This window comes from Polaribacter staleyi, assembly GCF_038024045.1.
GTDB lineage: Bacteria > Bacteroidota > Bacteroidia > Flavobacteriales > Flavobacteriaceae > Polaribacter > Polaribacter butkevichii.
Genome location: NZ_CP150665.1, coordinates 1,784,946 through 1,801,405 on the forward strand (window position 1 = coordinate 1,784,946; position 16,460 = coordinate 1,801,405).

Genomic DNA, 16,460 nt, shown 5'->3' on the forward strand with positions numbered 1-16,460 from the left:
TTTTTTGATTATTGAATCTATGCATTATAAAATTATTTGATGATTATTTTCTTGGTGATTATTTTCTTGTCAGATTCCATAAGAATGATGTACACACCTTTGGTCATTTTAGAAACATCTACAGTAGTATTGTTCTTAAAAAAAGGCACTTCATTTACCAATTCTCCCAATACATTGTAAATTTTAAGACCTCCATGAAAAGGGCTCTTAATTATTAAATTTCTTACATTTTCTTGTTGATAAATAACAATATTCGAGTCTTTTATAAAATCATTAACGTCTAAAACTATTGCTACTGTAGAGGTTTGCAACGGATTTGGAGTGTTTTTGTCTTCGCCTTTAATCCAAATAGGAGCACGATCAATATCACAACCTTCAAAATCATTTTCTCCCCCATCAGTAATTAAACCGTCTGCTCTTATTTCTGATGAAAAACCAGTATGAGTTACATTTTCTAAAACAATTTTATACCTTCCATCCGGACTTTCAAAAGATTCATAATCTTCTAATGCTAAATAATAAACAGGTGCTAACGAAGGTCCTTTATAGGATTCATCATCTGGGTTTATTTCATCTAAACTGATGTAATTTCTTAAAGCACAAGGCACGTGCCTTAAACGTGCTGCTCTTACTTGTGCATTTACACCATACGTTGCAGATACGTTTGCAATAACTGAGGCTTCTGAAAAAGTTCCTGAACTATGATTTGGTGCTTCTTGCCCTTTGCTTGCAGACATAAATCCAAAATTTATAGACACTACTGCTTCACAACTAATGCCTGTAATATCTCTAACATCTGCAATACCTTGTGTAATGGTATGTGGAGACAACATCACTGCATGTGCACCATCTATACAAGAAATATTTCTACCATACACATTGTTTATAATGGGCGTTTTGTCTGTAACATACCTATCTGCCAAACCACTAAAACCTGACTCAAACCTAAGAGTAACACCACCTTCACCAGATAAATTTCTAAACAATAAATCTTGCCCAACCTGACATTGAATTAAGCCATATCCATAATGTGCTTTCTTTATATCTAGGTTTTCAATAATGCCGAATGAACTAAATTTTGCGGATCCTTGAGTAACGTCATCACCAACAGCTCCAGAAGAAATTGCATTAAATTTTGTATAATTATCTAAAACAACAAAATCTGCAATTTTAAAATTAGTAGCGTATCCTAATTGTACTGCTCTAATGTTATCACCTGGTAATAATCCTTCAAAATCAAAGGTAAATTTCTCTCCAGTTGTACTTTGAATACTCCAATTTTCTGCCAATGTATAATTTGCCTCATATCCTGCTTGAAAAATAGCGCCTCTAGCCACTGTAGTTTTAAAAACCACTCCAGGATTCACACGAATATGAACATTAGATTTTATATGAATAAGTTTGTCTATGGTATACGTCCCTGCTTTTATGTTTAAAACACCACCTCCAGAACTAGCCAAACTATGTATCATACTTTGTAAAGCAGATGAAGAATTATCTCCATCGGGAAAACTCATTTGATTTGCTGTATTGATGGTTGGAGTGTAAAAATAACTATCCGCAGGAAGTACTCTGTCCATAGGGTTTTGTGCAAACACAACACTTGCAAAAAAGAGGTAAAACCAAAATAAAAAGCTGTTTTTTGATACTTTCATGAGCACATATTTATTTTTATTATTGATTCATTTATTTCAACAATCCTTTATTCTTTTTAATCTTAACCTTGCTATTATTGTCTTTCACTGTTGCTTTTATAGGGAAATCAAACTTTTTAAATTGATTTTTTTCGATAATTACATCTTCACAATACTCTAAATCTATAGCTGGTAATTTTGCCCCTGTAGGATAATCTGTACTTATTTCAATGCTATTTCCAGAAACATTTAATCCTTTTACAGACATTGCGTGTACCAATTGACCATTAAAACTTTTAATAACATTATTAATGAAATTAATATTCTGATGAAATTTTTGATTCCCAAATTTTTGTTCTGAAGTAAATAGAGGTGAAGCCAATAACGGGTAAGAATCACCACTTCCGTAACCTATATTTTCAAAAGTATTATTTCTGATGGTAATATCTTGTACCCCACCAGATTCATACCATTTGTTATTATCTCCTTCAATAAGAATACCGTGCATTTGAGAAGAAAAATAGTTATTTTCTACAAGTACTTTTCCTTTTGTGGTAATCAGTGCACTTCTTGCTCTATTTTCTCTGATAATATTTTTATTCATGTATACATCAGGATACCAAGTAAGGTTCTCTAAAGATAATTTCCCTTCTGGCATTACCGTTGGCAATTCTGCAACCGTAATTAATGTTCTTCTTTCATTTAAAACCTTTACTTCTGTAATTTCAGTTTTAAAAATAGGGAGAATGGTTTCTCTAGAAATTATCATAATTTCATCTCCTTTTTCGCCAAAAGTAAAGCCCCATTGTTGTGGGTGGCTTGTTTCACATAAAAAAGTATTATTTCCTACATATTTTTCTACTTTTACATAAGCTCCATGCACATTTATACCATCATCTAGCATATGTTCAAACAAACAATTTTCTAAGGTAATGGATCCTTTACAACCTAAAAAGTGTGTAGCATCTGCTCTAGTAGCAATTGTTCTACCTACTCTAGAAGTAACTATAAATTTGTCTAATGAAATGTTTTCACATCGTTCAGCAATTAATCCCATTCCTCCTGTTTGTAAAACAGTAACATCATTTAAAAAGTTGTCTTTAGAGTTCGATAAATGAATTGCAGGCACATGTCTGTTTAATCCTGGGCTTTTACCATACGTGGCAAAAACAGTCCCCACAGGTGGCGTTACTTTTGTGTAATTTATAAACTTGGCTGTCTTATTATCTATTTTTATAATTTTAGCTGCTGTCTTAGGCTGAGGCTTTAAAAAATAATTTTTGGTTTGCCAAATAGGAGATTTAGTAGCAGAATCAAAGGCTATATTCTGACCGATTTCATCTTGCCAATCATAATGATTAAACAAAATCTGATTGTTTTTTACTTCGAAACCAAACTTTTCGTTTGCAACCTCAACTACAAAAGAATTTTCTTCCTCATTATTTTTAACAACTTTTAGTTCATTCACAAATGATTTATCCCAGTCTATCGCAAAGTTTTTTAACCTTGTATTTGTAGAACCTTCTACAACAATAGGGCTAATTTTACCATGAAACATAAAAGTAGATCCATTACCGTCTAACGTAAAGTTTTCGAAATTATAAATAGGAAAAGCTATTTTCTTTAAGCTATTGTCATGATTGGTTACGGCTCTATATTCTTCAAACGCATTTTCTGGATAAAACTCGTATTGCCCTTTGGGAAAAAACAGTGTTACATTTTTTTTACCCTCTAAAGAGTTCAGTAATTGGTACACTTCTAAAGTTACATCTTTACCTGGTTTTATGCCATGATCTGCAACATTTACAATTTGCGAACTTATCTGAATGATTACAAACAGAAAAAGGAAGATCGTTATTTGAGCTTTTCTCATAATATGTGTTTATTGAATATATTCGAAAAGTATCTACATACCATCAAAAAAAATTGTCTGATAATAAATTATTTGTATCCCTAAATAAATGACACCCTATTTATATACAAATACAGCCTTTTATCCTTATTTAAGCATCAAAATACGTTTTAATCGATTAATTTAACACAAACTCAAAACTATATTTCCCAGAAGGAATTACATATTTTGGCAAGGTTTCAGACAACGTTCCGTTTACGCTCATTTGAATTAAATGTAAATTCAATGTGTAAAAACCTTGCTCTTTTAAATCAAAAGGATGTTTTGCTTCTTGAATGTTTTTAGGAGCATAAGGCCAAATTGAAAATCCGAATGTTGGTGAACCTTCAATTTTTAAATTGCTTTTTTTGTTTTCTGATAATTGCAACCATCGTACATCTGAACGGTTTCCGTTTTCTTGCGGAAAAACATAGTTTGTAAATAAATCGTCTGTTTTAAAAGTAAATTCATCTACTTCTGTTCCTCGTTTTCTATCAATATAATTTTCCCAAGGTCCTTTTCCATAAAAAGTAGTATTGTTGTTTGTTTTAGAAACACCTAAAGTAACTCCGAATTTCACCAAACCTGGTAAACTTTCTTCAGCATCTAAATCCATTTTTACAACAATCCTTCCATCACTTAAAAAGTGATACTTCATATTTAATTGTACTTCGTCTTTATACGTTTTTTCAACTAAAACCGTTGTTTCATTTGTGCTGTCTGTAATTACTTTAACCGATTTCGTTTCTAATTTCTCATTTAAAAATTCCCAATAAGCCCTCGATTTTTTAAAGTCTCTACTGCTTGCGCCACGTAAATCGTTATCTATTGGTGGTCTAAAAAAATTTGGTTTTAAAGGTGATAAAATCTGCTCTTTTCCATTTTTTAGCAATGAAATGAACTCTCCTGTTTGTTTAGATACTTTTGCTGAATATTTTTTTCCTGAAACCAAAATCTCAGAAGTATTCTCTACAACTTGTAATGCTGATTTAGATGAAGATGTATAAATACTTTTTACTACTTTTTCTTTGACTAATAGTTGCTCGTTTGCAATTTCAAATCCTTTTGCTGCCCAAAAAGTAGCTTCCTTTTCTTGTATCGATATTTTTAACCAATATTCATTTTCGTCCTTAAATTTTACTTTTTTAAACGGAATCTTTACTTCTGATGATGTATTTGGTTGTACATCTACATTTTGTAAAACTCCAGCCTGAATTTCTTTTCCGTTTTCAGACAACGTCCAACGAACGTTATAATTATTTAAATTGGTTTCATTTAAATGATTGATGGCTAAAATAGTTCCGCTTTTTACATCAACGGCAGTAAAATTAAAAGGTTGCTGAATGTATTTTACTTCCCACGCATGTGGATTTGGTTTTCTATCTGCAGAAAAAACACCGTTGATACAGAAATTTTTATCATTCGGATAATCTTCAAAATCGCCTCCATACGCATAAAATGTGTTACCATCTTTGTCTTTTTTTGCAATACCTTGGTCTATCATATCCCAAATAAAACCTCCAATTAAGTTCTTTTTAGAGTTGATTAAATCCCAATATTCACCCAAACCACCAATAGAATTCCCCATGGCATGTGCATACTCACACATTATAATTGGTCTGTTGATGTACTTGCTTTCAGACATTGCCTTTAACTGATAAATCTCTGGATACATTCTACTTAAAACATCTACATAATCTGGATCATCAGGATTTGCATGTGCAGGTCCTCTAAACACTTTTTGTCCTTCTTCTCCTTCTTTATACTCTGGATGCGTTGGTTTTCCTTGTGCTCCTTCATAATGAATAAATCGGGAAGCATCATAATCTTTTATCCAACCTGCTGCAGCTGCGAAAGCAGGTCCTGTTCCAGCTTCATTTCCCATAGACCAAGAAATAATAGAGGCATGATTTTTATCTCTATCTACCATTCTCATAATTCTACTTAAAATAGGAATCGCTAAACTTGGTTGTTGTGGTGCATAACTTCCTAAATGATGGGTTTCTATATTCGCTTCATCCATTACATAAATTCCGTATTTATCACACAAATCATAGAAATATGGATCATTCGGATAATGTGATGTTCTTACCGCATTAAAATTGAATTTCTTTAACAGTTTTACATCGTCTTCTAAATCTTTTCTTGTTAATGCTTTTCCTCTTACAGGATGATGATCATGACGATTTACTCCTTTAATTTTTACAGGTTTTCCGTTAATCAACAACTCATTATCGGCACTAAAACCTATTTTTCTAAAACCTACTTTCTGACTTCTAGATTCTACAATTTTGCCAGTTGCATCTTTTACATCAAAAACCAACGTGTACAAATACGGACTTTCTACAGACCATTTTTTTGGGTTTTTAATAGTTGCTTCTAAAAAGGCGAATTTGGTAATATCTCTTTGCGGCCATCTTTCAAAATGGACATCATCTACCTTGCAAGACATCGGTTTTTCTAAAACTTTTTGATTGTTAGCATCATATAAATCCGCAGAAATTATCCAGTCTTTTAAATTGTCTTCATCACCTTTCATCCATAAATGAGGACGTACTTCTAATTTTGCATCCTCTAATGTATCATCGAACTTTGTTCTAACAAAAAAGTCATTTAAAGCAATTTTTGGTTGTGCTAAAAGCAATACTTCTCTATGAATTCCGCTTAAACGCCACATGTCTTGGTCTTCTAAATAACTACCATCACTCCATCTAAAAACCTGCACCGCTACTCTATTTTTTCCTTCGGATAAAAATGCTGTAATATCAAATTCTGCAGCCAATCTACTTCCTTGGCTATATCCTACTTTTTTGCCATTTACCCACACATAAAATGCCGATGAAACACCACCAAAATGTAAAATTACAGATTGATGATCCCAATCTTTTGGAATTGTAAAATCTCTATAATAACTCCCAACTGGGTTGTCTCTATATTTTTCTATAAATGGAAATTGCGGCGGATGAGGCCCCATATAATTGAAGTTTCTTTTTCCTCCATTTTTAATATCCGGAGTAAAAGGATAAATAATATTGGTATAAATGGGTTGTCCAAAACCTTCTAATTCCCAACTTGAAGGCACAGGAATATCACTCCAATTTTCTCCGTTAAAATCTTTTTTAATAAATTCTGTAGGTCTATCTTTAGAAGTCCCAACATACTTAAACTTCCACGTTCCGTTTAAAGATTGTATTCTAGATTTATCTCTATTTCCTTCTAAAGCATCTGCATGATTTGTGTAGGAATAACTAGGCACACGAGACCTCAACTTGTTTTGTTCAAACATCAATTCGTTTTCCCAATCGTTTTGAGAGACAGTAAATTGAGAAATTAATAATAAAAAGAAAACAATAGAGTACTTTAAATTCATTTTAAATATTTTTTTACAAACCGTTACCAATCATATTTTTCAATGTTTTTATTCGTTAAAAATTATGAATATAGCAATACGTATTAATCTTATAAAGATAAATAGGATTTGCCTAAATGTTAAAAACAATTTACCCAAACCCTACTCAATTTTACCTTAAATAAAGGTGTTTATTCTGTAATATATTTCTGATTTACCTTTAAACCTGGCTCATCAAATTCATTCATTTGTTTAAATAATTCTGTTTGCATCTTTTTTGCAATGGCTGCATATTCTTTATCGTAATAAAAGTTTATCAACTCATCTGGATCTTTTTGTAAATCGAATAAATAAGGTTTTTCTTTTTTATCGATAACCAGCTTATACCTGTCTGTTACTGCTGCAGCCCACCATCCGCCAGACTTGGCGAAATAAGTAATCCGATCACTTGTAACTTCTTTTTTATTATTTGTAAAATCTTCTGAAGTATCTAAACCTTGAAACTTTGCATCCGTTTTTACATCCATCAAACTTAAAATAGTTGGCGCAAAATCTACATTTGTGTACGCAGTATTTATCACTTTTCCCGAAGGAATTTTATTTGGGTAACGAATCAAAAAAGGAATTCTTGCAGATCCTTCATAAGGCACTCCTTTGTTACGTCTATTATGTTCAAAAAACATATCTCCATGATCTGAAGTAAATACTACAATGGTATTTTCTGTTAGGTTGTTATCTTCTAAAAATTGAAGTATTCTACCAACACTATCATCAATATGGCTTACCATACCAAAATATTGCTTTAACGCATTTTTCTCATTTGTAAATGCTTTTTTTCCAATAGCTTCATTATTGTCTTTTTTACCTTTTCCACCCGCCCAAGATGGTTTTATTGCAGTATATTTTGAAGCCATCGTTTTAGGCGATTTAATATCTAAATCTTGATACATTGTATCATAAGGTGGTTTTGCGTAATCTGGCGTATGAGGATCTGGAATAGAAAGCATCAAAGCAAAGGGTTTATTTTTATCTCTTTCTAAAATTTCTAAAGTTTTATCAGTAAAAAAATCTGTTAAATGAATTACCTCCTCTTTAGGTAATTTTGCAGCAACTTTTTCGTTTATCCCTTTAAACTTACCGTCTTTTATATGAAAATAAGGAGCGTGTCCACCTTTCATCATATATCGATTATCATCAAAACCTGCTTTGTATTTAATTCCGAAAGTGTATTTTTCATGACCTGCCAAATGCCATTTTCCTACATAAGAAGTTGCATAACCTTGGTCTCTTAAAATAGTGGCAAATGTTGGAATGTTCTCACTAATATGCATTCCGTTTTTTGGTGCACCTGTAGATCCTGGATGCAAACCTGTAACTAAAGAAGCTCTCGATGGCGTACAAACTGGCGCTGCACAATAATAACTTGTTGCAATGGCTCCTTCATTTGCCAATTTATCGATATTTGGTGTTTTAGAATTGTTTCCTTTTCCCCATACAAATGCTTGTTCTTCTGGCAATAAATTTTGATACGCACTTATGGTTCTAAAATTATGCTCATCGGTATGAATAATGATTAAATTTGGTTTTTGAGTTGTGCTTGATACAACTTCTTTTTTGTCTTGATTTGTAACTGTTTTTTGACCTGTGCAACTCGTAAAGCTAAATACACACGTAAAAGACAATAATAGAATTCCTTTTAATTTCATTTTTTTCATTATTTTGTAATAGTTAATAAGATACTGTAGCTGCCTTTGTTTTTCTTAATTCTTTAAATGTAGCAAGCATCGTTTCTACTCTCTCTTTGTATTTCGGGTTGTTTAACAAATTCTTAGATGCCACTTCATTTAAGTTATCTTTTAAATTGAATAAGTGTGTTGGGGTTAATTTTGCTATAATAACTCCTTTATTCTTTAATTCATTATTTGCTTTTGTTTTGCCTTTACCACCTAAACTCATAATCAACTTAAAATCGCCATCTCTAATAGCATACGTTGGTCCGCTTGCAGATTGATGCAATAAATAATCGTGTGCTTTTTTTGTTGATGTTCCTAAAAAGTAAGGTACTAAGTTTGCTGAATCAAATACTTTAGTATTGTCTAATTTTTGATCTGTTAAAGCAGCAATTGTTGCTACAATATCATGTGCAATAATTGGTTCATTAGATACTGTATTAGGTTTTATTTTACCAGGCCAAATAGCAAAAAATGGCACTCTATGTCCACCTTCAAAAATAGATCCTTTTTGGCCTTCCATTCCGTTACTAGCATCATGACCAGCAGCTTTCATTCCTTTATCAAATTTTAAACCTCCATTGTCTGATGTAAAAATAAACAAGGTATTTTCATATGCTCCAGACTTCTTTAAAGCGTCTACAATCATTCCTACTTGTAAGTCTAATTCGTGAACCATATCTCCATGATAACCAGGTGTAACACCTTTAACTTTTTTATCATTAAAACTTACCGGAGGAGTATGCGGTATATGCACTGCTTGACTACAGTAATACATATAAAAAGGTGTATCCTTTTTTTGTCTTTCAATATATTGTACAGCTTTGTCTGCTAAAATGAAACCTACATCTGCTGGGTTCCAATTAGAATCTCCAATTCCACCTCTTGTTTTGTGCTTTTTAGCATATGCATAACCTGTTTGCACAGCATCTAAATCTTTTAAAACTGAAGTCGGTTTTAATTTCATCCATTCTTGATTTTCATAAAAAGCATAAGGCTCATTTTGCAACCCTTCTGGCAATTCTAAAGCATAATCAAATCCATAGGTTAATGCTCCTGCATTTTCTTTTGAAAAATCTACTTTTTTACCTTTTCCTTCTCGAATCCAAGAACCTCCTAAACCCCATTTACCAAAGAAAGCAGTTGTATAACCACCCTTTTTTGCAATTCTTGCACCTGTAGTAAACTCTGGGTCAATTAAAGCATCCGCTTCTGGTGTCCAAACACCAAAAGATCTTTTATTTCTATACGTATAATTTCCTGTTAACATAGAAAATCGTGTTGGTGCACATAATGGCGCAGGTGAATGTGCATCTGAAAAACGCATCGATTCTTTGGCTATTTTATCTAAATTAGGTGTTGGTACCACAGGAGTTTTGCCTGTTCTAATTTTGTTGTAATACCCAATATCTCCCACTCCAATATCATCTGCCATAATAACAACAATATTGGGTTTAGAATTCTGTGCTTGAAATGAAGTTACAAACAGAAAAAAACAAAAAATACTATATACTACTCTTAATTTCATCATCTTATTTTATTTTAAATTTACGCGTGGCTTTAATGGTTGGATCTTGATCTGCATCTACATAATTCTTTGGTTTTTTATACCTTTCCTTACTCGGTTTTGCTCTTTCTTTAGGAACCCATTTTTTTAATGTTGTAATTTCTTTTTTATATGTAGCTTCTCTAATTAAATTATTCCATTCATTAGGGTCTTTAACTACATCGTACAGCTCTTCTTCTCCTGTTAAATATTGAATAAAATGAAACTTTTCGGTCAATACTGATGTTCCTTCCGTAGAAACGGTAACTCCTGGATAATTCCATTCTGATGCCGGATTTTCTAATACACTTGAAAAATCATGTCCATCTAAATTTTCTTTTTTAGGCAAATTCGCCAAACTTATTAGAGTTGGATACACGTCTAACAAACTAACAGGACTGTCTGAAATGATTGTTTTTTTCATCCCCGGAAGCTTTACAAACAAGGGCGGTTTTACGGCTTCTGCCCACAAAGTATTTTTTAAATAACGTTGCTTTTCTCCCAAATGCCAACCATGATCTCCTAAAATTACCACAATCGTATTATCTGCATGACCACTTTTTTCTAAAGCATCCATAACAACACCAAAACATTTATCTACAAAACTAATATTTGCCAAATATGCTCTTGTTGCTTCTTTAGACAAATGGTGCTTTTTAATCCATTTATATTCTTCTGATGCCTTAAATTTTTGTTTCCCTTCGTCATCTATAATATCTGCTAAATCATCTTCTTTTAGGAGTAAATCTTCAATTTGATTTACATCATACATGTCAAAAAATTCTTTTGGAACAAACCAAGGTAAATGTGGTTTTATAAAACCTACGGACATAAAAAATGGTTTGTCAAAATCTCGTTGTAATTGCTTTTTTGCCCAATCTGCAACCCCATAATCTACCGTTTCTTCAAAGGTTTCTTTGGTTGGTCCCCAACTTAATTTTGCTTTCGTTTCTTTATACGCTAGTTTTACAATGCCATTTATAACGCCTCCTTTAGAAGAAGTTACTAAATTTTTATCTGCTGCATCATTATTATACCTTCTTGCTCTTGCAAATTCATCATACGCCCACTCACCAAAATCTGTTAACCCATTTTTAGTACCGTGTTTGTGAAAAATTTTTCCATTAGATAATGTATGGTATCCGTTTAATGAAAAATACTCTGGCATTGTTGGATTCTCTTTTACAATATCTGAATACAACATATTATGTGCATTGCCATAAATACCAGAAGTACTCGGTAAAAAACCAGATAAAAATGCTGAACGAGAAGGACCACAAATTGGTGCTGGAGTAACTGCATTCTTAAAAACCATTGTGCCACTTTTGGTAAATTTATCCATATTTGGGGTGATGGCTTGCTTGTTACCGTTTAATGGACCCACCCAATCATTTAGGTCATCAATAACCACAAAAAGAATATTTGGTTGTTGCTGTTTTTGTGCATAATTTGAAAAAAAAATTAGTGCGAACAATAAAAATAATGGTGTTTTTTTCATGATTAATACGTTATATCAATACATCTAATAGAACCCGCAGGAACCGTTAATTTGATGGCATCCTTTGTAATATTTAAATTTTCTTTACTTAAAATATCTGTTGCCAAACTTGGTTTTCTATGCTGAAAAGTAATGATTACATCTCTATCTTGTGGTTCTATATATCCTTGATCTAATAAGATAATTCTTGTGTGATTTTCATCAATTTTAATAGCAGACCATGCAGCGCCTTTTACCAAAATTGGTAATTGTTTTGCACCACTTTCTACAATATCTTTAAAGGTTGATTCGTATTTATTTGCAGCAACAAATTCATTATTTAAAAACCCTTGTTTTCCGTTACTAATACTAAAAAGAGCCTTTGATTTTAATAATTCTTTTTCAGATTCTATAGGCGCAATTGGCACCATTCCGTTTGGCATTTCTGGTATATAATTTAACCATCTGTAAGCTACACCCAAAGCAATTTTAGAATAATCATGACTCGGAATATCGGTTCCTGCCCAATGCATTTGTCCTACAGAAAAAACAGCATTTTCATCATCCTTTTTGTATTGTTTTATTTCGTGATGTGTATCTACAGAATGCACCAATTTTTCATCAATATCTTTTATTAAATGCCAAGAACTAATAGATTGTATATTCTCTTTTTCTACAATTGGTAAAACGCCAGATTTCATCAACGCAAATAAAATATTAAGTCCAGGTTTTTCTACAAAACCAGAGGTAGAAACCACTCCGTATCGCGCTCCGTAAGCAGCCATCATCACTCCTTGTCTTAAATATGGAGAAACAGAATTTTGTCCTCCCGGAGTTAATGGCCTCCAACTTGTTGGATTGTCATCAATTAAACGCATAGCAAAATCATTTACATAACCACCGGTAAACATACCAACTCTACCCGCTAAATTTAAATCTTGAATTCTATTACTTGTATCTTCTGATGCAGGCGCTAAAATATCACTATATTTTCCAGAGAAAAATAGCTCTTTCCAAAGTGGTAAATGAGACGTTGCCGCCCAAAACATGTTTTTATATCTGAAATATAATTTTGCTTTGTTATTTTTTCTAATCGCTTTTGCCAATCTAGGCATATACTCTTTTACAAAATGTTGAACTCTTGGATCTTTTACATTGTCCATTTCTGCATAGACAAAACCGTAACAGGTAGTTGGAGCTACTCTTAAAATTTCTTCTAACGTTTCTATTTGAATATAAAAAGGATCGTTTCCATGTCCTGCCCAAAAAGTAAAAGGCTGATTTTCTGCCTCATAGTCTCTCGCCATTTGAATAATTTCTGCTCTTGTGTCTTGGTATTTTCCTCTCTTGTCTTTTTTTAATGCAGACTCTCCTATTTTATTTACCAAATACGTTCTGTCTGTAGCTTCTTTTGGAGATTTCTGAATGACAAATTTGATATCATTACCATGTAATTTTTTAATCTTAGCATCTTCCGAATTTTTAGTAATCATCACCCAACTTTTGTCAGATTTTTTTTGATAACTAGGCAACTCAAAATTTAGTGTTTGTTTGTATAGCTTGTCTAAATTATCTTTTACACGAGCCATTGTACCTTGTAATTCTTGCGAAGTTTTAAGCCAATTTTTCTTTTCTAAATTAAAGAAGTAAACCCCATTACCACCATCAACTTCTCCTGTTGCAATTAATTGTTTGCTTTTTTTATCCAAAACAAAATCACTAAAAACTAATTGATCGTATTTTTCTCCTTTAGTTTCTATTAGGTTTCCTTTTAAATCTATTCGATACAAAAGACCACCATATTGCATGGCTATTTCATCTTTTACAGGCTGTAAACTAATCCCTTTTAGGTGTGCATATCTTTGTAAATCTCTTTTTCTGTTTCCTTTATAGTGAGAAACAATATTAAAGTTACCATCTAATCCAAAAAACATTGGTGTCCAAGAAAGGTCTCCAAAAAACAAAATTTCATCTTTACCATTTTTATTAATATCCGATACAGAAATATCTGTAACCATTATTTTAGTTAAGTCTTTTAATTCTTTCTTTTTTATAGTAGTTTCCGTAAGCACTTGTTTGGTATCTGCATCTAAAATCCCCATAAATTCCCAACGAAACTTATCATGGTAATACGTCATTACAAAAAGTGATTCTTTATCTTTATCTATAAAATTACCTGCTTCAATTTTTCTTACAACACCTTCAATTTTGGTTGATGAAACTAGTAATCCTTTCTCATTTAATTCATACAATTGGTTATCATTACCACCTGTAAAAATTTGAATTTTATCACCATTTTTTACGACAGCAATTTCCGACAAACGTACTTTATGATCTGGTGTATATTCCCAAAGTAAACTTCCATCACTATTAATACAATACACTATTCCATTACCTGCAACGGCCAGTAAATCATCATTACCATCTTTATTGAAGTCTTCTGCTAAAATTTCGAAAATAACCGAAGGTGTATCTATCTTATAATTCCAAAGTCCTTTTCCTGTAAGTGTGTAAGCGGCTAAACTTGTACTTAATTCTGATACAAATAAAACGGATGTATTATTGATTTCTCCAATAACAGAATTTCTAATGTTGTTTGTTTGTGTAGAAAAATTTTGTGCTAAAAAAATATTTCCTGTAAATAAAATGACAATCGTAAAAACTGGTTGCATCCATTTAAAAAAATAAGAATTAAAGATTTTACTGTGATTCATAATGATTTTTAATTTTAGAATATCGAATTTCACTTTCTTTCGTTAAAAATAGGTGTGATTGCGTAAAAAAAATGTATTTGTGAATTTATATTCAAAATTTAGACTTCAAAAAAACAGAAAAGGTCTAATTCCTTTTTGAAATTAAACCTTTTCTGTTTTCAATAGTATTTCTTTTAAAACAGTATTTACATTCCTTTATTTTTCCTTTTGATAGCTGCTTTTTCAACATCATAATTCGGATTTTCTTTCATCATTTGTGTACCTACAGAAACTTGCCATTCTTTTAAATTTTCAAGTAATTTTGATGCAATTTCAGGTTGAGTTACAGCAATATTATGGGTTTCATTTGGATCTACAGATAAATCATACAATTCCAATCTTCCATCCTCAAAAAACTGTATCAATTTGTAATTTCCTTTTCTAATGGCTCCATAAGGTTTGGTTCTATGATAATGAGGATAATGCCAATAAAAAGTGTCTCTATCTAGTTTTTTTGAAGTCCCATTTAGCAACGGAAGCATACTAATTCCATCTTTATGGTCCTTTGGACGTAACGGTAAATTGGCAACATCTAAGAATGTTGGATAAAAATCTGTTCCAATCACCACCTCATCACTTACAGAACCTCCCTTTGTTTTCCCTGGCCATTTTACAATTAAAGGCTCTCTAACGCCTCCTTCGTGTGAAAAACCTTTATAGCCTTTTAAACCTCCTGTTGTCTCATCAAAATTACCTCCATTATCTCCAGTAAGTACAATAATTGTATTTTCTGAAATTCCTAGTTCTTCTAGTTTTTCAACAAGTCTCCCCACACTATTGTCTAATGCTTCCACCATTCCTGCTCTTTTAGGATTGATGTATTCATTTTTTGAATTGATGAAATTTTTAGCTTTTTCTTTATATTTTTCTTCTAATTTGGGCGGACACATAACAGGTCCGTGTACTGTGTAATAAGAAAAGTATAATAAGAAAGGATTCTTTTTATTTGTAGTATCTATAAATTGAAGCGCAGCATCTGTTAACTTATCTGTTAAAAAATCTCCTGGTTTTCCATCGTCTAAATTAGGCATTTCAAAAGGCGAAAAATATTTTCCTTTTCCCTTAGGTTGTCCCCATTCTCGTCCTCCAACATTAATATCAAATCCGTGATTGGTTGGGTAATGTTCTTCAAAATCAGGCTGATTAGAAGGCATTAAATGCCATTTTCCAAAAAAAGCGGTTGCGTACCCTCCTTCTTTTAACGCTTCTGGTAACGTAGTTAATTGATGTTCGATTCGTATATTCCAATCTGGAACCGACAATTTTGCATTTGGAAACTCATGTCCTGCAATCCAATCTGTAAGGTGCGTTCTTGCAGGATATTGCCCCGTTAAAATAGCGCCTCTAGAAGGTGAACAAACCGTGGCTGCTGCATACGCATTCTTAAACAACATACCTTGGCTTGCTAATTTATCAATATTTGGCGTTTCATTAAATTGGGCACCATAACAACCAAAATCTCCAAAACCTAAATCATCTACTAATAAGAAAACAATGTTGGGTTGTTTTGTTTGCTGTTTTAAGTTTCCTTTTTTATGTAATTGAGCTGTACAAGCTGTAGATAAGATTGTAAAAATCAATATTAAGGTAATCGGAAATGAAATTTTTCTTTTATGCATAGACAACCATCATTTATATCTGCTAATAACTAATTAACAAGTTAATGCTTTTTATTCATTATGAATTTTTTAACCTATTGATTAATGTCAAAACTCTAATTTATGAACCTATAATTTTTCTTCTAATTCAACATCTATAAAACGGAAAGTCCCTAAAGGAAGACTAATTTATGCCAACCTTTGCTATGAGCATATTTTTGATCCCAACGACTTGCGTACATATGGTATTTTCCTTCATCATCTTTTACAATGCGTCCATCCCAATAACACCATTTTTTTAATGTAGCATCTTCCAATCCATTTGTGGTATCTCTAGGAATTACATTTGAATCTCCCCAAATCCCTTCTGAAACTAAAGCTTTTTGAGGTTCCATTGGTAGAAAAAAGTCTACCAGTGTCTTTTTCTTTTGTGCCGATAGATGTACTGAAAAGCATAAAATAAATAGCAATAAAAAACAAAC

General features: G+C 32.2%; 9 protein-coding genes. All 9 read right to left on the reverse strand.

The window, feature by feature from the left end; genetic code table 11:
• Positions 1 to 32: 32 nt before the first annotated feature.
• Positions 33 to 1,655: a T9SS type A sorting domain-containing protein gene (locus WHD07_RS07755; RefSeq protein WP_343330710.1), complete on the reverse strand. Its 1,623-nt coding sequence runs from the start codon at positions 1,653 to 1,655 to the stop codon at positions 33 to 35.
• A gap of 31 nt (positions 1,656 to 1,686) precedes the next feature.
• Positions 1,687 to 3,507 carry a right-handed parallel beta-helix repeat-containing protein gene (locus WHD07_RS07760; protein WP_343330711.1) on the reverse strand — a complete coding sequence of 607 codons (1,821 nt, stop codon included), beginning with the start codon at positions 3,505 to 3,507 and terminating at the stop codon, positions 1,687 to 1,689.
• 157 nt (positions 3,508 to 3,664) lie between these two features.
• Complete coding sequence (locus WHD07_RS07765) at positions 3,665 to 6,895, reverse strand: glycoside hydrolase family 2 TIM barrel-domain containing protein (protein ID WP_343330712.1); 3,231 nt, start codon at positions 6,893 to 6,895, stop codon at positions 3,665 to 3,667.
• Between the two features lie 170 nt (positions 6,896 to 7,065).
• Positions 7,066 to 8,589, reverse strand: a complete 1,524-nt coding sequence (locus WHD07_RS07770) for a sulfatase (RefSeq protein WP_343330713.1) — start codon at positions 8,587 to 8,589, stop codon at positions 7,066 to 7,068.
• Positions 8,590 to 8,602: 13 nt separating this feature from the next.
• Positions 8,603 to 10,135, reverse strand: a complete 1,533-nt coding sequence (locus tag WHD07_RS07775) for an arylsulfatase (protein ID WP_343330714.1) — start codon at positions 10,133 to 10,135, stop codon at positions 8,603 to 8,605.
• A 1-nt stretch (position 10,136) separates the two neighbouring features.
• The gene (locus tag WHD07_RS07780; protein ID WP_343330715.1) at positions 10,137 to 11,648 is read right to left on the reverse strand and encodes a sulfatase; all 1,512 of its coding nucleotides are present in this window, start codon (positions 11,646 to 11,648) and stop codon (positions 10,137 to 10,139) included.
• 2 nt (positions 11,649 to 11,650) lie between these two features.
• Positions 11,651 to 14,341: a hypothetical protein gene (locus WHD07_RS07785; RefSeq protein WP_343330716.1), complete on the reverse strand. Its 2,691-nt coding sequence runs from the start codon at positions 14,339 to 14,341 to the stop codon at positions 11,651 to 11,653.
• A gap of 185 nt (positions 14,342 to 14,526) precedes the next feature.
• A complete protein-coding gene (locus WHD07_RS07790) occupies positions 14,527 to 15,999 on the reverse strand; it encodes a sulfatase (protein WP_343330717.1) in 1,473 nt (490 codons plus the stop codon).
• Between the two features lie 152 nt (positions 16,000 to 16,151).
• Positions 16,152 to 16,373: a hypothetical protein gene (locus WHD07_RS07795; RefSeq protein ID WP_343330718.1), complete on the reverse strand. Its 222-nt coding sequence runs from the start codon at positions 16,371 to 16,373 to the stop codon at positions 16,152 to 16,154.
• Positions 16,374 to 16,460: the final 87 nt, after the last annotated feature.